The 18,850-nt window shown below is 44.1% G+C and carries 19 protein-coding genes; all 19 read right to left on the reverse strand.

What is annotated here, in order from left to right; translation table 11 throughout:
* Window positions 1-43 precede the first annotated feature (43 nt).
* Window positions 44-250: a hypothetical protein gene (locus ABID29_RS09190; RefSeq protein ID WP_354365860.1), complete on the reverse strand. Its 207-nt coding sequence runs from the start codon at window positions 248-250 to the stop codon at window positions 44-46.
* Window positions 250-843 (reverse strand): dTDP-4-dehydrorhamnose 3,5-epimerase family protein, encoded by a 594-nt coding sequence (locus ABID29_RS09195; RefSeq protein WP_354365861.1) that lies wholly within the window; start codon window positions 841-843, stop codon window positions 250-252. The genes ABID29_RS09190 and ABID29_RS09195 overlap by 1 nt, the downstream gene beginning before the upstream one ends.
* A complete protein-coding gene (rfbA, locus tag ABID29_RS09200) occupies window positions 843-1,712 on the reverse strand; it encodes a glucose-1-phosphate thymidylyltransferase RfbA (RefSeq protein ID WP_354365862.1) in 870 nt (289 codons plus the stop codon). The genes ABID29_RS09195 and rfbA overlap by 1 nt, the downstream gene beginning before the upstream one ends.
* A 55-nt stretch (window positions 1,713-1,767) precedes the next feature.
* A complete protein-coding gene (locus tag ABID29_RS09205; RefSeq protein ID WP_354365863.1) occupies window positions 1,768-2,871 on the reverse strand; it encodes an NAD(P)/FAD-dependent oxidoreductase in 1,104 nt (367 codons plus the stop codon).
* A 339-nt stretch (window positions 2,872-3,210) separates the two neighbouring features.
* A complete protein-coding gene (locus tag ABID29_RS09210; protein WP_354365864.1) occupies window positions 3,211-3,582 on the reverse strand; it encodes a GNAT family N-acetyltransferase in 372 nt (123 codons plus the stop codon).
* A 214-nt stretch (window positions 3,583-3,796) separates the two neighbouring features.
* Window positions 3,797-4,228, reverse strand: coding sequence for a hypothetical protein (locus tag ABID29_RS09215; protein ID WP_354365865.1), 432 nt, complete (start codon window positions 4,226-4,228; stop codon window positions 3,797-3,799).
* A 100-nt stretch (window positions 4,229-4,328) separates the two neighbouring features.
* Window positions 4,329-4,607 carry a type II toxin-antitoxin system RelE family toxin gene (locus ABID29_RS09220; protein WP_354365866.1) on the reverse strand — a complete coding sequence of 93 codons (279 nt, stop codon included), beginning with the start codon at window positions 4,605-4,607 and terminating at the stop codon, window positions 4,329-4,331.
* Window positions 4,600-4,824, reverse strand: coding sequence for a DUF6290 family protein (locus ABID29_RS09225; RefSeq protein WP_354365867.1), 225 nt, complete (start codon window positions 4,822-4,824; stop codon window positions 4,600-4,602). Before ABID29_RS09225 ends, ABID29_RS09220 begins: the two co-directional genes overlap by 8 nt.
* 81 nt (window positions 4,825-4,905) lie before the next feature.
* Window positions 4,906-5,382 (reverse strand): hypothetical protein, encoded by a 477-nt coding sequence (locus tag ABID29_RS09230; protein WP_354365868.1) that lies wholly within the window; start codon window positions 5,380-5,382, stop codon window positions 4,906-4,908.
* Window positions 5,383-5,465: 83 nt separating this feature from the next.
* Window positions 5,466-5,768 carry a hypothetical protein gene (locus ABID29_RS09235; protein ID WP_354365869.1) on the reverse strand — a complete coding sequence of 101 codons (303 nt, stop codon included), beginning with the start codon at window positions 5,766-5,768 and terminating at the stop codon, window positions 5,466-5,468.
* Between the two features lie 4 nt (window positions 5,769-5,772).
* Window positions 5,773-7,641, reverse strand: a complete 1,869-nt coding sequence (locus ABID29_RS09240; RefSeq protein ID WP_354365870.1) for an ABC-F family ATP-binding cassette domain-containing protein — start codon at window positions 7,639-7,641, stop codon at window positions 5,773-5,775.
* Window positions 7,642-7,738: 97 nt separating this feature from the next.
* Entirely contained in the window at window positions 7,739-10,837 is a 3,099-nt protein-coding gene (locus ABID29_RS09245) for a type I restriction endonuclease subunit R (RefSeq protein ID WP_354365871.1), read from the reverse strand.
* Between the two features lie 9 nt (window positions 10,838-10,846).
* On the reverse strand, window positions 10,847-12,199 hold the full coding sequence (locus ABID29_RS09250) for a reverse transcriptase domain-containing protein (protein WP_354365872.1): 1,353 nt from the start codon (window positions 12,197-12,199) through the stop codon (window positions 10,847-10,849).
* 386 nt (window positions 12,200-12,585) lie between these two features.
* Window positions 12,586-12,951: a restriction endonuclease subunit S gene (locus ABID29_RS09255; RefSeq protein WP_354365873.1), complete on the reverse strand. Its 366-nt coding sequence runs from the start codon at window positions 12,949-12,951 to the stop codon at window positions 12,586-12,588.
* A gap of 238 nt (window positions 12,952-13,189) precedes the next feature.
* Window positions 13,190-14,326, reverse strand: coding sequence for a restriction endonuclease subunit S (locus ABID29_RS09260; protein WP_354365874.1), 1,137 nt, complete (start codon window positions 14,324-14,326; stop codon window positions 13,190-13,192).
* Complete coding sequence (locus tag ABID29_RS09265; protein WP_354365875.1) at window positions 14,323-15,330, reverse strand: virulence RhuM family protein; 1,008 nt, start codon at window positions 15,328-15,330, stop codon at window positions 14,323-14,325. Before ABID29_RS09265 ends, ABID29_RS09260 begins: the two co-directional genes overlap by 4 nt.
* On the reverse strand, window positions 15,323-16,876 hold the full coding sequence (locus ABID29_RS09270; protein WP_354365876.1) for a type I restriction-modification system subunit M: 1,554 nt from the start codon (window positions 16,874-16,876) through the stop codon (window positions 15,323-15,325). The genes ABID29_RS09265 and ABID29_RS09270 overlap by 8 nt, the downstream gene beginning before the upstream one ends.
* The gene (locus ABID29_RS09275; protein WP_354365877.1) at window positions 16,866-18,080 is read right to left on the reverse strand and encodes a CCA tRNA nucleotidyltransferase; all 1,215 of its coding nucleotides are present in this window, start codon (window positions 18,078-18,080) and stop codon (window positions 16,866-16,868) included. Before ABID29_RS09275 ends, ABID29_RS09270 begins: the two co-directional genes overlap by 11 nt.
* Complete coding sequence (gene dapB / locus ABID29_RS09280; RefSeq protein ID WP_354365878.1) at window positions 18,077-18,841, reverse strand: 4-hydroxy-tetrahydrodipicolinate reductase; 765 nt, start codon at window positions 18,839-18,841, stop codon at window positions 18,077-18,079. Before dapB ends, ABID29_RS09275 begins: the two co-directional genes overlap by 4 nt.
* Window positions 18,842-18,850: the final 9 nt, after the last annotated feature.

The following is an 18,850-nucleotide window of genomic DNA, read 5'->3' on the forward strand; positions in this document are numbered from 1 at the left end:
TCACCACTGCGGAAACTATCTTTCTAGGCTTGCTTTGCTCGCCTTATTCTCCTCTTAAGATTTTCTCCAGTCCTATGGAAATAACATCATACAAGACTTCAGCATCTGTCTTATAATTATTTTTTTCTTTAGCAGCATCAAACGCGAACTTGATAGGACCATCTAATATAATGGTTAGCCCTGTGACATATTCTCCTGAATCGCCCTTTTCAAAACTATCTGTTAAAATGGTTAAGTTATCAGTACTCATTACAAATCCTCCGCCCGCAAAGGCTTAATATCCTTGAGTAGCGGGTGGTTTTTATCAGCTTCTGACACTTCGGCTTCTGCGAGGTTCTCCCACTCAATGCCGAGACTTGGATCTGCGTAATTGACAAAGGCATACTTAGGCTTGAGCTCTAAGGCCCAGTAGTCGTTGACCAGATAGCTGTAAGACACAGTGTCTGATAGGACTTGGAAGCCATTGGCCACACCGCGGGGAACAAAGATACCTTTGCTGGCGTCAATCACGGTCTGGTAGGTGTTGCCGAAAGTCTCACCTTCCCGCAAGTCAACCCAAGTTCCCAAAACTTTACCGCCATCAGCTACAGAAATATACTTATCCCACGGCTCAGCGTGAAGGCCACGCAAGACATGCTTACGGGAAAAGCTGACATTGTTCTGCAACTTACCTTCAGCAAAGAAGCTCTCTGGAAAGCCCAGTGGCACCATTTTTTCTTTTTGGAAGTTTTCCTTGAACCAGCCTCTGTTATCGCCGCGAACAGGAATGTCAAATTCCAAGAGCCCTGGAATGGCATCGATCTTGCGGCAGGCTAACTCTTTGTCAAAAAATTGTTCAGTCATTAGGCTTCTCCAATCAAACGGAGCAAGTATTGTCCGTATTCATTTTTCTTCAGTGGCTGTGCCAATTCAAGGACCTGCTCTTTAGTGATGTAGCCCATACGGTAGGCAATTTCTTCAAGATTTGCTACTTGCACGTTTTGCAGACGTTGTACGGTTTCGATATACTGGCTTGCTTCCAACAATGATTCATGTGTACCAGTATCTAACCAAGCAAAACCACGCCCCATGAGTTCAACAGACAAATCTCCACGATCCAAGTAAGCCTTGTTGACATCGGTAATTTCCAGCTCACCACGAGGGCTTGGCTTGATGTTTTTAGCAATCTCGACCACATCATTGTCATAGAAATAAAGACCAGTGACTGCAAAGTTTGACTTAGGCACCTCTGGTTTTTCCTCGATGGAAATGGCGTTCATATTCTCATCAAACTCAACCACACCAAAGCGTTCTGGATCTTTTACTTGGTAACCAAAGACAGTTGCACCTTTTTCCTTAGAGGCAGCACGCTGGAGCATCTTGGTCAGGCCGTTGCCGTGGTAGATGTTGTCTCCCAAAATCAAGCAGACACTGTCATCGCCAATGAAATCCGCTCCAATGATAAAAGCTTGTGCGAGACCATCTGGACTTGGTTGTACTGCGTAAGACAGGGAAATTCCCAGCTCAGACCCATCTCCCAACATATCCTCAAAACGAGGTAAATCTTGCGGTGTGGAGATGATCAAGATTTCCTTGATTCCCGCCAACATAAGGGTTGACAAGGGATAGTAAATCATGGGCTTGTCGTAGATTGGCATAAGCTGCTTGGAAGCCGCCCGTGTCAGTGGGTAAAGGCGAGTCCCGGACCCACCTGCTAGAATAATACCTTTCATCGGTAAACTCCTTGTTTGTGTATTCCCCTTATTATAGCATAGCCTGGGGATTTTGTCAGTTTGCGTCTCGCACCACCATCGGCTCGATCGGATGATCTGCTGGATTGAGCTGGCCAGTCGTTCCCATGACCAGATGCACCAACTCACGTCCGATAAGTGGCCCCGTTGTCAAGCCGGACGATCCGAGGCCACTGGCTGCATAAATCCCTGCCATCTCAGGCACTTGACCAAAGAAGGGGGCAAAGTTTGGCGTGTAGGCACGAATCCCCACACGGTACGCCTTTCGGTCTGCGTCAGTTATTTTTCTAAAAAATGGCAGAGCTTTGGCTTCAAGTCCAGCCAAGATTTCCTCATCCAAGGTCAAGTCATATCCCATCTTATCCTCATGGGAGGCGCCAACAGATAAGTTCCCATCACGAAACGGAATAATATCACCTTCCCCATGTGGCATGATGACAGGGTAAGGTCCTGTGTCGAAGTTATCAAACTGATAATCAATAATCTGTCCTTTTTGCGGGCGAACAGCAACCTTATAGCCATGCTCTTCTAAAACAAATGGCAACCAGGCTCCGCAAGCCAGAATGATCTGATCAAAAATCTGTCCTTCAATGATGTAACGGCCATCAGTCCCCCGCTCAAAACCGACCTTTTTCGGTACTACCGTCACTTCGCTGGCCGCCAAGAGAGTGTCAACCAAGCCAGCACCGTTTAATCTAGCCGCACCAGAGGCCCAGAGATAGTTATCAAAGCCAGAAATCCCTTCAAAACGGTCATCTAGCTCCTTTTGACTCATCAACTTGACCTCACCCATGAGGGGAGATTCTTCCCGTCTGGTCAGGGCTAGCTCAAGCGTCTCTTCCAGAAAGTCCTGACGGGATTTGATCACGACAGCCCCCACCTGCTCATAAAAGGAGGTATCGTGACCATCTGCCTGTAAATCCGCTACTAGGGTCTGGTAAAAATCAGCCCCTAAGCGGGCCATCTTGTACCAATTCTTGTTGCGCTTGCGGGCAAACCAGGGACAGATAATGCCTGCTGCCGCCTTGGTCGCCTGACCAACCCCCTCATCAAAAATGGTCACTTCAACATCTGCTTCCTTAGACAGGTAGTAAGCGGCTGTCGCCCCCACAATCCCTGCTCCGATAATCGCTACTTTCATCATATCTCCCTTTCACTTGTTTGAATTTAGAACACTTATAATATAGGTACTTAGTACTTTGATGACATTTATAAATTTAGAACGAGAATGGGACTCAATCGGTCATTCATCAGAATTCGATTTCCTCACTCTTGTATTTTTAGGTTCGAGCTAAAGCAGTTACTTCCCAGACCTTCTTTGGCGCTGATGTCGTCAGCACTATTTCCAACTTGCAAAAGTTCTCCGAACCTTTGGCACTCCTATCCATACGACTTCAACAGGCAGTGCAACAACTGTTGAAGCTTGGAAATAGGGAAACCAAAGCTTCCTTCGTTTGTTAGGGCTATTCAGCTGATAACATCAGAGTATAACATTCAAATCCTTAACCATCCAGACATCCATGAGGTAGTGGCCTGTTTCTTGGGTCAATGGCTGAGCTAAGTGCCTGTACCCCATCTTCTCATAGAGTTTGAGGGCAGCAACCAGCTTGGTCGAGCTTTCTAAGTATATCTGCTGATAGCCAAAACTTCTTGCTCGCTCTTCAATCTCTCTTATGAGCTGGCTGGCGTAACCTTTTCGTCTTGCAGCTGGAGCCACATAGAGCTTTTGCAGTTCACAAACTGTATCTGAAATAGGACCAAAGCCACCGCAAGCAACGACCTGATCATCTTCTTGGATAATCAGGTACTGACTACGTGGCAGGTTGTCATAGTAGCCCGCCAAATCATCCAACTGCGGGTCAAAGTAGGCCGTTCCAGGAAAGGCTAACCCTTCGTCTTCTAGGCATTGGCGGATGAGGGTAGCGATAACGGCGTTGTCCGAGGGGGTGATGGGGGAAATCTTTTTCGCTTCTCCTTTACTAGGGCTGCTTGATGGTACTGCTTCATTAAATCAATCACGTCCTAAATCTGGTCATCTGAATGGTCAGTGGTGGATAGGACAATATCTAGGTCACCATTTCGATATCTTTTTTGATAAGTTTAGAGAAGCAACAAATCCATCGACCAGAAAAGCGAGTGTCTTTCCAAATAATGTCAGGATCAACAAAATCAAATGAGATAAAATGTGTTGTAATTGTCCTATATTTGACACGGCGTTCTATCTTAGTATGAAAAATACGCTCAACTTCTGTCCATTTAACATCGAATGACTTCCTTCCAAGCCCATAGCCATAATAAGACAGACCTTCTTCTGTTAATTTAAGAAAGATAGAACTTCCATAAACGAATTGCCTAAGAAACACAAAACTAGAAAACATAATCGCCAAACTCACCAAGACCAAAATAGTGGCTGCAACCCAGTCTTGCCAACTATCCAGCTCAGCTAGATAAATAAAGTTAAAAACTAACAGAAATAATGAAAATAAGGCCAGAATCAAGGACCAACGACGGAGTTTCTTCTTAATCCCGTTTAATCACATAATCTTCCATCTACCCCGACTCCTCTATCACCTAAAAAAGACAAAAGTAAGTCGCAACTTACTTCTTCGTCTTATAAACCGCTCGACGGTGGGCAATATGCAGGTTGAGAATGACAAAATTGCCCTCATCAATGGTTGCAATAATCCGATAATCCCCACAGCGGAAACGGACATGATTGGCCAAATTCCCCTTGAGCACCTTGCCTGGTACCGTTGGAAAATCCACATCATGCAAATGCTTATGAATCCACCTGGCAATCTGCCGTTGCGTGCCACGGTCAAGCTTGTCCATATCCACCCAAAAACTCGGAGCGTATTGAATATCGTACTTAGCCATAGCGTGTCATAAAGTCCTCATGGCTATGGGTTGACTTGCCATCTGCTAGCCAAGTCGCATAGGCTTCATCAGCCAGCTCAATGGCATAGATGTCCTCTAACTTCTCTGTCACTGCCTGGCGGATAAAGTCTGCCTTAGTCGTGTGACGGTCCTGAGTAACCCGTGTCAAAAGGTCGCTCAAGGTCTCATCAAATCGCACAGAAACTGGTGTTGTCATCATCTTCTCCTTGTAGTTTTATTAACTACATTGTAGCAGATAGGGAAGAGGCTGTCAATGGATAGTTCAACCTCGTTAATCTCATCCTTTGTCTTTAGCATAGTAATGATAGGTCTGCAATAACTTAATACAGTCATCCATGCTAATATCCTTAGCCCAGCGCAAACTCAAGATTTTCTCATGTCCACCGAAGAAAGTCCTGGGTTGAACCAAAGTCAATATGATGACCCTCTCGCGCCCCCCACGGTGGATGTTGATATCTTTACAGCCTATCTCTCTGATATCAGACCACTTCAAACACAAGGGACGATAGCGATTGGCATAGTAGGTTATACCTGTTTCAGTCACTAGCACCCAAGGCCTTTTAGGGTTAATGACTGATAGAAAAAATACAAGCAATAAGACTACCAGTGGAACAAAGAAGGCAATTATCAAGATTGCAGCTTCTATGCCTTTTGAAAAACCCACAAAGCCTACACTAACAAGGATAAATAGGAGATAGAATATCAAAAAGTGAATCAGTCTTGAAGGATTCTTCTCAATCACAACATCTGGCATAATGGTCTCCATTTTTCTACTAAGCGACAGTATGATTAGCTACCGAGCATTGGCAGATACGGTTATCGGATGATGGGGAAGCATCATGACCTATCCGCTTTCAAAAAACTCCAAAGGGTAGCTTGATAGTTTGCAATAATTTCATTCACACAGTTTATTTCAGTTTTGTTATCAAGAAGGACATGAAAAGCTGAGAAATTTTCTTTTCCATTGTAAAACAATCTCAAAAAATCTGCCTTATCAATAGTCTCAAGATCTATGCCAGATGATAATTTTTCATGTAACCATTCTAGCATATCCTGTTGAAGAGTGAAGCCACCATTTCCATGAACTTTCATGATATCTAGTAAACCATCAACAGCTTGAAGTAACTCCTCACTTTTCAAACACTTACCCCTCCAACTCACTGAGATACTCATACCGCTCGTATTTCTCCAAGAGTTGGTCGTTCTTCTCATCCAATTCCCGCTGCAGGTCCGACAACTTGCCAAAGTCCGAGCCGTGCTGGAGCATCTCCTCACCGATGGCCGCAATCCGCTCCTCCAAAGCTTCAATCTCCTGCTCGATGACCGCCCACTCCTGCTTCTCAAAGTAAGACATGCGCTTGCGCTCGGCTTTTTCCTTTTCTGCCTTTGGTTTTTCCGTTTTTGGGGCAATCGCAGAGCTGTCCAGCTCAAAAGCCTTTTCATCCAGATAATCGGTGTAGTTACCGAAGAACTCCCTGACACCGCCAGCCTCAAAAGCTAGAATCTTGGTCGCCACCTTGTCAAGGAAATAGCGGTCGTGACTAACCGTAATCACAGGACCAGCAAAGCCAGCCAAGAAGCTCTCCAGCACCGTCAAGGTAGCAATATCAAGGTCGTTGGTCGGCTCGTCTAGGAGCAGAACATTGGGCTTTTCAATCAAAATTTTCAAGAGATAGAGCCGTTTTTTCTCGCCACCAGACAGCTTGGCAATCTGGGTGCCATGAGTTGAGCGAGGGAAGAGAAACTGCTCCAAAAGCTCGGAAATGCTGGTCGTTCCGACAGTTGTCTTAACCTCGTCTGCCACCTCTTGCAGGTAGTTGATGACCCGCTTGCTCTCGTCCATCCCCTTAAGATTTTGCGAGAAGTAGCCAACCCGCACAGTCTCACCCATGTCAACCGTCCCAGCTGTGGCTTGTAAGTCCCCGCTAATCAGGTTGAGCAGGGTTGACTTGCCGACCCCATTGTCCCCGACAATCCCAATCCTGTCCTTGTTTTGAATGAGCAGATTAAAATTGCTCAAAATCGGCTTGTCGTCATAGGCAAAGCTGACCTGCTCAAAGTTGATAACTTTCTTGCCAATCCGACTGGTTTCAAAGGTGATGTCCAACTCTGTATTGGTAGTCGTGGTCGCCAAATCCCCTTTCAGCTCATGGAAGCGATTGATACGAGCTTGTTGCTTGGTTGCACGCGCCTGCGGCTGGCGACGCATCCACTCCAGCTCCTGCTTGTAGAGTTGCTTTTTCTTGTGTAGACTGGCCGCCTCTCGCTCGTCCTGTTCTGCCCGCAGGCGCACATAGTCTTGGTAGTTGCCCTGATACTCAGTAAGGGAGCTATTAGCCAGCTCAAAGATGCGAGTCGCCACATTGTCCAAGAAATAGCGGTCGTGGGTGATGAAAAGGACGGTCTTCTTGCTGGTCTTGAGGTAGTTGGTCAGCCAAGCGATGGTGTCGATGTCCAGATGGTTAGTCGGCTCGTCAAGGAGCAAGAGGTCACTGTCTGACAGGAGCACCTGAGCCAGTTGGACCCGACGACGCAGCCCCCCTGACAGGGAGCCGACGGTGGCTTGCAAATCTGTAATTCCTAACTTGCTCAGGACCGTTTTGACCTCGCTCTCGATCGACCAGACGTCCAGGGCATCCATCTCTGCCATGACCTTTTCCAGTTCTTTCTGGCTCTCTTCTGAGTAGTCGAGGAGCAGCGCTTCATAGCGTTTCAGCACTGCTATTTCCCGTAACTCCGATGACAGCACCGTGTCTAATACGGACTTGCTGTCGTCAAAATCAGGCTCTTGGGTCAGGTAACTGATGGTGTAGCCCTTGGCAGCGGTCATGGGCGAGCGGTCGCCGTCAAAGCCAGACCGCCCCGACAGAACGTCAAGGAGCGTGGTCTTGCCTGTACCGTTGACCCCAATCAGCCCAATCCGATCCAGCTCATGGACGATAAAACTGATGTCCCGAAAAACCGTCTTGTCCCCGACGGACTTAGTTAAATGTTCGATGATAAAGTTTGACATGAAATTAATCTTTCTTTTAATTGTCTTATGGCAAATATGAAAAGTTTAAGGCATGCTTGTCACTAAGCACACCTTGTTGTTTCTATTATAGCATATTTTACAATCGCCCGCCAACACCCTTAAATTTTTCAACGAGGGCAGAAATTTTCTGAAAAACAGTCTGCTTTTTTCTACGGTAGGCTGGATTGAGTGGGCTCATCTTGGGCAGGGTTTCATTGAGCGCATTACCGTTCTCGCTGGCAAATTCATGTTTCAAAGAGGTTGAAATATAGCGTTTGGCACTATCTTCATTGAGGTTTTCTTCCTCAATCAATTCAGCCACCTCCTTAGCCTGCTCTTTTTGAGCAAATTGGAAGAATTGGTCGATAATATCTGCCTTGCTGACAATGCTATTCAAATCCGTCTGATGGATAAAGGCGACAATTAGACTCTCCTTAGCACGGTTTCCCAGACTAGCCCGAACAGTCCGACGGATTTCCTCAACCAAAACATCTTTATCACTAATCTTTTTATTAGCTTCAAAAATTAGCTCCAAGATATAGTCCAGATTAATTTCTTGAGATTTTAGCAACTCCACTTCAAAGGTGACATCGCTCCAACGGTCATCAAATTCCTTGTCTTGACCCTCCTGCCGTTCACGGCGAATCCATTCCCTAATATCATTATAGGTAGACTTATAATCTTGGACTTCTCTAGCAGTAGGCAAGTCCATCTGAGCCAGATCAGAGACTTGTTCATCTGTCAAATGGTACTGGTCTTGGAAGACTTTGACAGATTCAGCATCTTCAAAATCAACCGTTTGAACTGCTCTCAAGCTAGCAAAATTATCATAGTTCTGCAAGATATTGTCCAGTTTCAAGAATTCTCCAAAGAGCTTGACAAAGTCTTTCTTATCAGATTCTTTCTCAATCTTATCAGGTTCTGGGAAGCGTTCCTTCAATTCCTGAACCACTGCCAGGTACCCTTTCCGATTCTCACCACCATCCAGATAGCCATTGAGGTAATCCTCGTAAGCTCGTTCCAGCAAAACTTCTACTGTCTCTGTCTTGCCAAACAATTTAATGGCATCTGTCGTCGCCTTTTCCAAATCACGGAAGGTTACAATATTTCCAAAAGGCTTAGTAGCATCATAAATTCTATTGGTGCGTGAAAAAGCTTGAATCAAGCCATGATAACGCAAATTCTTGTCGACAAAGAGCGTATTCAAGGTTGGTGCATCAAAACCTGTTAAGAACATGCCCACCACAATCAGCAAGTCTACTTCCTTGTTCTTGACCCGCTTTGCCAAGTCACGATAGTAATTTTGGAAATCATTTCCGTTAATGGTAAAATTGGTGCCAAAAAGCTTATTATAATCAACAATACAAGCAGCCAAAAATTCCTTACTACTCTTATCGGACATATCAGATGGTGAAAAGGTCTCGTCAACAATGTCCCCAATAGCAGATTGTTCTTCGTTAGCTGCATATGAAAAAATAGTCGCGATTTTTAATGGTCTCTCTCGCCCCTCCTGCTGTTCTTTCAATTCAGCATAATAGAGCTTAGCTGCTTCAACACTAGACACAGCAAACATAGCATTGAAGCCACTACCCGCATTTCGATGGGTTTTCTGGTTGAAATTTTCCAGAATATAGCGTGAAATCTCCCGAATCCGTATCGGATGAAGTAGGGCTTTCCGATTTTCGATGGCGGAGAGTTTCTCTACGTCCTGCTCGGTTTCCAAGTCTCGGAACTGAGGGCGAACGTCGTTATAATCCACCATGAACTTCAAGACTTTTTGGTCACGAATAGCATCGGTAATCACATAAGCATGAAGCTCCTCGCCAAAGACAGAAGCAGTTGTTTCACTACCTAAGGCATTTTCAACCTTAATTGGCGTTCCCGTAAAGCCAAACTGGCAAAACTTCTTAAACTTCTTACGCAGGTTTTTCTGAGCCTCGCCAAACTGTGAACGATGGCACTCATCAAAGATAAAGACCACCTGTTGCTGATAAATCGCATGCTGTTCCTCGCTCTTCATCAGATTATTGAGTTTCTGAATGGTCGTCACGATGATTTTGTCATCCATTTTATCGAGGTTACGCTTGAGTCCAGCCGTACTCTCCGACCCATTGACGGAATCCGGCGAAAACTTCTGATATTCCTTCATTGTCTGGTAGTCTAAATCCTTACGGTCAACCACAAAGAAGACTTTATCCACCTCGTCAATCTGAGTCGCCAGTCTCGCTGCCTTAAAGGAAGTCAGCGTCTTACCTGAACCCGTCGTGTGCCATATGTAGCCACCCGTCTCTGGACCACTTTTTATCTTGGAAGCAATCGCAGAGCGGATTTTCCAGATGATCCTCTCCGTTGCCGCAATCTGGTAAGGACGCATGATAAGTAAGGTATTGCTAGTGTCAAAGACAGAGTAGTTAATCAAAACATTGAGCAGGGTCATCTTGTCCAAAAAGGTTGCTGTAAAATCCTTCAGGTCCTTGATGGGGTTATTATTTTTCAGAGCCCAGTCCATAGTAAAATCAAAGGAGTTTTTATCCCGCTTAGTCGTATTGGCAAAGTAACGGCTATCTGTTCCGTTTGAAATGACAAAAATTTGCAGGTACTTGAAGAGGGACTCCTCTTCGTTGAAGGATTCCTTGCTGTACCGATGAATCTGGTTGAACGCCTCACGAATGGAGACCCCACGCTTTTTCAGCTCAATCTGCACTAAGGGCAGACCGTTGACCAGGATGGTCACATCATAACGATTGAAGCTTGTGCCTGTCTGTGCCAGCTGGTTGATAACCTGAACCTTGTTTCTGGAAACAACTTTCTTGTCCCAGAGGTAGATGTTCTGGATATGACCATCGTCAAAGATAAAATCATAGACATGGTCGTCGTGTAGCTTTCTTGTTCGCTCAATGACACCCTCACTGGGCTTGTTGAGGTATTCAGACAAGAGCCTCTGCCACTCAGCATCTGTAAAAGTCACGCTATTGAGTCCCTGCAACTGCTCACGAAGGTTGACCAGCAAGCTATCAGCTGTCCGTAGGTCTGGGCGGTACTCATAACCCTGAGCCTGCAAATCACTAACCAGCTCTCGCTCCAAATCACTTTCTGTCTGGTAGCTACTGGTCTGTTCAATCTTAGTGTATTTTTCTAAAACGATGAAGTTGTTGGTTTCGACAATAACACTCGTCTTTGCTAGATTATTAGTCATTTCCTGCTCCTATATTTTTGAATGAATCTTGTACCCAAGCTCCCTTTCAATAATTTTTTTACGATTTTTAAGCTGTTCCATCATCAAGTTTTTCGTCTTCGGAGAAATATTATCAAAAATTAGTTGAGCTCGTTTGGCATAGTCAATAAAATTGCTCCTATATGTTTCAGAAACTCCGAAATCTGTATAAAGAGAATAAATTTTATGACGATATGGTAACTTTTTCATCTTTTTAGTGATTTTTACCTTATGAGCGTGACGAATCAGCCGTCTAGCTTTTCTATAAAATTTCCCGATACTTTTCTGTCTCATTTTTACAGAATCCCCATCGAAGGTAAATCCTAAATAATCAATATGAGTAGGCTGGTCGCCAGTAATTTCTACCATCTGATTCTGATGATATAATGCGCAATTCAGTTTTGTCTTCTGAATCCGAATACGATTCTCATCTGCTAAATACTCTATTTTATCTACTATCTGACTACTAATTGACTGTACCTGTTTTTTATCACTAAACGTAATCGGTAAAATGAGAATAAAATCATCAGAATAGCGTTGGTAATAGCCCTCATATTGCTGAGCAAGTTCAGCCATTTCCCTATCAAAATCAATAGCATAAACATTAGCCAAAACACCACTAATTGGACTACCTTGAGGAATACCAAAAGAATTTTGATTTGAGCATATCTTATGTTTGCTCTGGTACGCTCTAAATTCACGTAAATGATGAAAATAAGCTCCCTGTACCTCTGTGTCGAGTTCATCTAGTCTTTCCTTAGGCACATAACCAAATTTTGTTAAGGACTTAAAAACATTGTGCCAATCTTTCGATAAGTAATCAGTGTTTAAAACTGTCTTCAATCTATTTTTCAAAAGGGTATGGTCTAATGTATCAAAATAACTTTCAAAATCCCCAATGACAATTAGGCTACTTTCTGTATCAACAATTCTAGCAATCGCATGAGCACTAAAATTAATACTTGACTGAGCAATCTTATTAGTTCGATAAGCCACAGAAAGCTTATCCAGTCCATTTTCTACCACCCACTGATTATATGCTTCGTTTAAGAGATCACTATAATACCGATAAATATAACTGTCTAAATGACCTGCATAATAAATAGCTCGTAATTTCTCTTTGATAGGCGATTGGTTAGGAGAACAGTAACCTATAAATTTCTCCACTGTTAAGATATGATGAATAAATGGCAAAAAACTATGCTTCGAAATCATATCAGGATTCAAAACATAGTCTTTAACTTTTGAAAATGAAATCTTTTTATCAATATGCTTATAAGGTTTAACGGTATATTTTGAAAAATCAATCATTTGTCTAAAAACAAAAGGAGCAATATTGAACACTAGGTCGGTGTTCCTAGATAAAACGTTCAATATTGCACACTTTATTATCAAGCACCGACTATTAAATGCAAGCGTAACTTCATCTCCAATGGGAATATCAAATGTAGTGGTGTCATCTTCATTTCGAGCTGTCCTCCGTGATGAATTATTGCTGGATTTGTATCGAGAGGCCATGGCCTCTGGCGCGCCAGAGAATTGTCCACTAGGCACTGAAACGCTGTGTAGTACAAAAGTACTCCGAAGAGGAGTACGAGTGCTAACAACACAAGCTCTGCTTCTGTCATCATTATAGCACACGTCACGTCTAAATCTCTGTTACTGTAAGCTTTCCTTACAGGCATTATTAGTCTATCAAAAAAACTCTTAAAAATCAAGGCTCAATCAAACTAAAGAGCTGACTTCGCCAGTACTCGTACTGCTTTTTGACGACCATCTATTTCCTTAGGTAAGCCTTGAGATAGATTTCCCGTTATCATGTCAAACTTATCAAGCACACTAACGACTCGTTCCTGTTCCGAAAATGCAGGTAAAACAATTTGTAACGATTTGATAATCTCTGAATTAAGATTGCTCACTGAACCACTATTGATATTATTATCCCAATAATCTTGAACCCTCTGAGATGACAGAGAGTAGTACAAAAAATCTGAATTGATAATTTCCTGAAATTCACTAATCGAAGCCCAGCCATCATGGATAGCCCCGTCAATCGCTAAAATATAGGGACGGCCATAACTCATTGAATTTGACATGATAAAATCACCTTTTTCAACTGTCGTGATTTCTTGGCACCTTCTTCTGTAATTCTCTGCTCAGTATTCACAATGTACTTAGAACCCGGTACCGTATCTCCAATCTTTATCCAAGGAATACCTAATTTATCATCAGTAATAAAACGAGCAATCGGTCGGGGTGAAGCACCTCGTTGAATGGTAGCAATCGCCCTCAACTCCACTCGTATCGGTCCAAAGACCCAAGTTAAGAGCCTAATCAGGTCTTGTCTGTACTGTCAGTATACACGCCTTCGGCGGTGAAGGTCAAGAGTTTATCTCTAAAAAATTCGTACTGCTTTTGACGAAGATTAATCTCCTTGGGCAGTCCAATGTTAAGGTCATTACAAACCGTATCGAAGTTGTCTAAAACTTGGACAATGCGGGATTGGATATCAATAGAAGGTACTGGAATTTCTATTTTATCCAGAATAGCCTGAGTTAAACTTGGTCTTGTTGGATTCGTTGACAAGCTCTCTAAATCAACTGTTGTCAAATAGTGGTAAAAATAGCGAGGAATAATTTGACTATTGTCAATTTCAGTGTAATAAATGGTATCAACATTCCAAAACGGATCTTCAAGATAAAATAAATTTGAAATCGAACCTTTCCTTGGAATTAAAACAGTCGGCTGATTATAAGAATATACTGAAACAAATTCTCCCATAGCTCCACCACTTCCAAAAACTGGAACTAAGCCACTAGCAAGATGTTTCCAGTCTCTACCATTTTTCAACTTAGCTACATCTTTAAGAGTCTTCCACTCCACTTGGTACACGTCATCTTCAAACGACAAGAGTTTATCCCGATAATAAGAATATTGCTTTTCACGTAAGGTCAATTCTGTGGTCAATTCTGTGGTCAATTCTGTAACATAATCAGTGAATTTGTCAAGTATATTAACGATTTCTTTCTGGATTTTGAGAGGAGGGAGAGGAAGGGGGATTTTTAATAATTTTGCCTTTGTTAATTTGGCTCTTCCGGAACCACTTAAATATGGTGCAAAGTCCATTTTCTTCAAGTAGTGGAATAGAAATCGATTTTGTAACTCAAACTTTCCACACACCACATGCACATGATTATTAGCCCAAAATTTACCATTCGCCCATTGAATAGAATAATTTTCAAGACTAGCTGAACCATCTTCTGCAATTAGGACATATTCACCATCATGAGTATAGCCTTGCACATAGTCTTGTATGTTATTTGCACCATAATATGGAATATTACCTGACACTCTTAGATTAGATTTTACAGGTCTACGATTACTGTTAGCGATTTCACAAACGTCCCCCAACTCTTTCCACTCTACCCCATTTGGACAAAGTTCTTTTATCATCTCATCAATTGAGGTCATGGTTTGACACCTCCCTTCTTAGCTAGGTCGTCTAGTTGCTTAATTTGCTCCAGGTAATCCTTTTCAACTTGACTAAGGGTCTTGGTTTGATATTTTCGATATTCCATCGTGACCTTGTCCAACATTTGCTCACGGGACACACTGCCCTTGTCGGTCAGCAACTGCTCTCCAGTGGCTGCCAGAATAGTATCGACATGCTTGACCCAATCAGCCATGGTCATCAGCACTTCACGCTCTGCCTGGCGTTCTGCAAAATCCAGATACCCAGAAACTAATTGATTAAGGCCTCGCAACTCTTTCTCAGAAAGGTAGTTTTTTGCCACCTGAGCCTCTGACAAGGTTGGCAATTCCCCCTTAAACGTTCTTAACCCCATAAAGTTCTTGTCACTATCTACCCGTTTAAAGACCAATTCACTGGCCGTATGTTGGTGAATAGCATAATGGAGCTTATTTTGCACAGTCGCAAAAAAAGCCTGAGCTTCCGCGCTTCTAGGATTGTAATCACTTGCCGTTGCAAACAAGTCCAAAACCTGACGGTAAAACACTTTCTCACTGGAACGAATATCACGAATCCGCTCAAGCAATTCCTTAAAGTAAGAACCGCCACCAAGATTTTTTAAGCGATCGTCATCCATGGCAAAGCCTTTAACCAAATACTCTTTCAAAACAGTTGAAGCATACTGACGAAACTGGACACCACGAGGCGAACGTACCCGATAACCCAGAGCTAAAATCATATCAAGGTTATAAAAAGCTGTTTGACGCGATTGTGTTTTACCAGCTATCGCACCGTGCTGAGTGGTTGTCAACTGATAGTTGACAACCACTTGCTCATCCAACTCACCGTCAGAAAAAATCGCTCTAATGTGCTTACTGATATTCTGTTTGGTGGTCTGAAAGAGTTCCGCCAACTCCTGCTGGTTTAACCAAACCGTTCCATTGTCCAAATGCAATTCAATGGCTGACTGACCATCTTCAGTCCGATAAATAATAACTTCATTCATGGCTCAGCTCCTTGACGATATGGTCAATTTCAGCTCGAAGTCGTTCAATGTTTTTGACTGTTTCTGCAATGTCTTGATTGAGTTGAACGATATCAATTTTTTCCCGTGTGTCTTCTTTTTCGACATAGGTGGACACTGAAAGATTGTAAGCCTCTTCCACAATTTTTGATTGAGGAACTAGGGCTGAAAAATGAGGTTCAACAGACTTCGAGGCAAAACTTTCCAAAATAATTTCAATATGTTCTTCCGTTAGAACATTGTTATTGGTTTCTTTCTTGAATTGCCTACTGGCATCAATAAAGAAAACATCTGTCGTCGGCTTATTTTTAGCCAAAACCAAGATACAAGTAGCAATCGACGTCCCGAAGAAAAGATTGTCTGGCAATTGGATAACCGCTTCAACAACATTGCTATCAATCAAATATTGACGAATCTTTTGCTCTGCACCACCACGATAGAAAATACCAGGAAAAGTGACAATAGCTGCTCTGCCTTTTGCCGACAAGTAAGACAAGCTATGCATGATAAAGGCAAAGTCTGCTTTGGACTTAGGAGCAAGCACCCCAGCTGGCGCAAACCGATCATCGTTAATCAAGGTCGGGTCATCTGAACCAACCCACTTGATGGAATAAGGTGGATTGGAGACGATGGCATCAAAAGGTTTGTCGTTGCCATGTTTGGGGTCAAGAAGCGTGTTGCCTCGCTCAATGCTGAATTTATCATAATTAATGTTGTGCAAAAACATATTCATTCGAGCCAAGTTATAGGTGGTCATATTGATTTCTTGACCATAAAACCCATCCTCAATAATATGCTCATTGAACTGCTTCTTCGCCTGCAATAAGAGAGAGCCCGATCCACAGGCTGGGTCATAGATTTTATTGATGCGGTTAGTTTCATCTTTCCCTAGCATGACAATTTTAGCCAATAACTTGGAAACACTTTGTGGGGTAAAAAACTCACCGCCAGACTTACCAGCGTTTGAGGCATAGTTTGAGATTAAAAACTCATAGGCATCACCAAAAAGATCAATCTGATTGTTCTCAAACTGACCAAAGCTAAGACTAGCAATACCCTCTAAAATATCTGCTAAACGAGCGTTTTTCTCAGCCACAGTATTCCCCAAACGATTGCTTTTTGTGTCCAGATCATCAAAAAGGCCCTTAATATCATTCTCACTAGCATAGCCAACCGCACTGCCTTCGATAGCATCAAAAATATCTTTTAAGTTCGTATTCAGGTTCTCATTTTGCCGAGCTGATTTAACGACATTAGCAAAGAGCTCACTTGGTTTGATAAAGTAGCCCTTGGTTTTGACCGCATCATCAATCACCTCAGGGGTAATCTGGTCATCTGTTACCTCATTGGCATAGTCTAATTCTCCGCCACCGATATAGTGAGCAAAGTTTTCACTGATGAAACGGTAAAATAAGACACCTAAAACATATTGCTTAAAGTCCCAGCCATCAACAGCACCGCGGACATCATCGGCAATTTTCCAGATTTTAGAATGCAATTCTTGACGTTGTTCTTGCTCAGTCTTCATCCTTTGTCTCCTTACTCAAATACGCTACGAGAGCCTCCCGCTCATTCTCCACTTCCCCTGCCACAATTGCTCGTTCCAGTTCGTCCAGAATGTCGCCTAGCTGGGGACCTGGTGTGATGCCGAAGTCTTGGATCAGGGCTCGCCCGGTGATAGCCATGTCTTGCTTGGAATGGATAGGAAGCTCCTCGTCTAATTGCTGGATCAGCGCTGGCTGGCTGGATAAGCCCTTGGCCTGTCTGAGGTCTTCCACCAAAAGTAGGCAGTCCTTGCCATAGCGGTAGACCAGCTGACGACTGGGCTCCGCACTCAAGCGCTCACGGTAGGCAGACACCAGCTGGTCGACAGCTTTCTGAAAATCATTGGAGGTTTTCCATTTTTTCAGGAAGGGTTTGACGTCTCTGATGTTTAGGGCTAATAGCAGAGCAGCCCACGCCTGTTCGGAGCTGGTAAATTGATAGTCCTCAGTGAAGTCATCACGCAAGGTCTCAAGCTCTGCTCCTTTTTCAGCCATATCAGGCAGAAAGTCATAGGCACAACTCGCTATCAGACTGGTTAAACCAGCCTGCCAAAACGGTGCGGTCAAGAGCTTGTCAAACTCGATAAAGACCCGCTCCACGGAAATCTTCGCTAGCAAGGGTGCCAGCTCTGCCATTGCCCCAAAAGTCGCAGGCTCAAGGGTAAAGCCAAGGCTAGCTGCAAAGCGAAAGCCACGCATGATCCGCAGGGCATCCTCCTGAAAGCGCTCGGCAGGCACGCCAACCGCACGGAGCAGGCGATTGTCAAGGTCAGCCAGCCCCTCAAAGAGGTCGATGACCTGACCGCTGCTATCGAGGGCAAAAGCGTTGACCGTGAAATCCCGCCGCAGCAAGTCCTCCTCCAGCGAGCGGACAAAAGTCACACCAGACGGACGGCGATAGTCCACATAGACATCCTCCGTACGAAAGGTCGTCACCTCATAGCCCGCCTCACCGTCCAGAACCAGCACCGTCCCGTGCTCAATACCGATGTCCACTGTTCGGGGGAAAATCTGCTTGGTCTCTTCTGGATAGCTGGAGGTGGCGATGTCCACGTCATGAATGGGTCGTCCCAAAATGGCATCTCGAACCGAACCGCCCACAAAATAAGCCTCGTAGCCCGCCGCCTGTAATTTCTCTAAAATTGGCAAAGCCTTCTGAAATTCAGAAGGCAGATTGGTTAATCTCATAGTAATGTCTCTAATCCATAAACAAGTTGGTCACGCGTGACCACAGCCTTAATCCCGATATTGATCCCGCTCATAAAGGATACACGGTCATAGGAATCATGGCGAAGGGTCAGACCCTCCCCCTGTGCCCCAAAGATGACCTCCTGATGGGCAACGAGACCTGGCAAGCGCACGGAATGAATCCGCATGCCGTCCACTTCCGCCCCACGTGCTCCTGCCAGCAATTCCTCTTCGTCAGCAGCCCCTTGTGACTTGCCTTGACGGGTCTCACGCAGGAGCTCTGCGGTCTTAATGGCCGTGCCTGATGGGGCATCTTTTTTCTTATCGTGATGGAGCTCGATGATCTCCACATCTGGGAAATACTTGGCCGCTTTCTGGGCAAATTCCATCAAGAGGATAGCGCCAATCGCAAAGTTAGGGGCAATCAAGCCGCCTAGCTTTTTCTGATGAGACAAGTCAATCAGCTCGGCGATTTGTGCCTCGGTAAAGCCAGTCGTCCCTACGACAGGGGCAAAACCCTGCTCGAGAGCAAAGCGAGTGTTGTCATAAGCGACCGCAGGGGTCGTGAAGTCCACCCAAACATCGGCAGAGAAGCCCACCAAATCAGCCTTATCCGTAAAGACCGGCACGCCGTCAACCTCTTTTTCAGTCGCAAAGGGGTCCAAGAGACCGACCAACTGTAGCTCAGGGTCAGCCTGTACCATCTGGACAGCTGTCGACCCCATCTTGCCTAAAAAACCTGCAATAATAACCTTAATCATATCATTTCC

It is taken from the genome of Streptococcus rupicaprae (assembly GCF_040545225.1).
Taxonomy (GTDB): domain Bacteria; phylum Bacillota; class Bacilli; order Lactobacillales; family Streptococcaceae; genus Streptococcus; species Streptococcus rupicaprae.

What these genes read in the sequence shown, in the direction of transcription:
- ABID29_RS09190 (WP_354365860.1), bottom strand. Translation starts at nt 250, where the DNA reads ATGAGTACTGATAACTTAACCATTTTAACAGATAGTTTTGAAAAGGGC.
- ABID29_RS09195 (WP_354365861.1), bottom strand. Translation starts at nt 843, where the DNA reads ATGACTGAACAATTTTTTGACAAAGAGTTAGCCTGCCGCAAGATCGAT.
- rfbA (WP_354365862.1), bottom strand. Translation starts at nt 1,712, where the DNA reads ATGAAAGGTATTATTCTAGCAGGTGGGTCCGGGACTCGCCTTTACCCA.
- ABID29_RS09205 (WP_354365863.1), bottom strand. Translation starts at nt 2,871, where the DNA reads ATGAAAGTAGCGATTATCGGAGCAGGGATTGTGGGGGCGACAGCCGCT.
- ABID29_RS09220 (WP_354365866.1), bottom strand. Translation starts at nt 4,607, where the DNA reads ATGGCTAAGTACGATATTCAATACGCTCCGAGTTTTTGGGTGGATATG.
- ABID29_RS09225 (WP_354365867.1), bottom strand. Translation starts at nt 4,824, where the DNA reads ATGACAACACCAGTTTCTGTGCGATTTGATGAGACCTTGAGCGACCTT.
- ABID29_RS09230 (WP_354365868.1), bottom strand. Translation starts at nt 5,382, where the DNA reads ATGCCAGATGTTGTGATTGAGAAGAATCCTTCAAGACTGATTCACTTT.
- ABID29_RS09240 (WP_354365870.1), bottom strand. Translation starts at nt 7,641, where the DNA reads ATGTCAAACTTTATCATCGAACATTTAACTAAGTCCGTCGGGGACAAG.
- ABID29_RS09245 (WP_354365871.1), bottom strand. Translation starts at nt 10,837, where the DNA reads ATGACTAATAATCTAGCAAAGACGAGTGTTATTGTCGAAACCAACAAC.
- ABID29_RS09255 (WP_354365873.1), bottom strand. Translation starts at nt 12,951, where the DNA reads ATGTCAAATTCAATGAGTTATGGCCGTCCCTATATTTTAGCGATTGAC.
- ABID29_RS09260 (WP_354365874.1), bottom strand. Translation starts at nt 14,326, where the DNA reads ATGACCTCAATTGATGAGATGATAAAAGAACTTTGTCCAAATGGGGTA.
- ABID29_RS09265 (WP_354365875.1), bottom strand. Translation starts at nt 15,330, where the DNA reads ATGAATGAAGTTATTATTTATCGGACTGAAGATGGTCAGTCAGCCATT.
- ABID29_RS09270 (WP_354365876.1), bottom strand. Translation starts at nt 16,876, where the DNA reads ATGAAGACTGAGCAAGAACAACGTCAAGAATTGCATTCTAAAATCTGG.
- ABID29_RS09275 (WP_354365877.1), bottom strand. Translation starts at nt 18,080, where the DNA reads ATGAGATTAACCAATCTGCCTTCTGAATTTCAGAAGGCTTTGCCAATT.
- dapB (WP_354365878.1), bottom strand. Translation starts at nt 18,841, where the DNA reads ATGATTAAGGTTATTATTGCAGGTTTTTTAGGCAAGATGGGGTCGACA.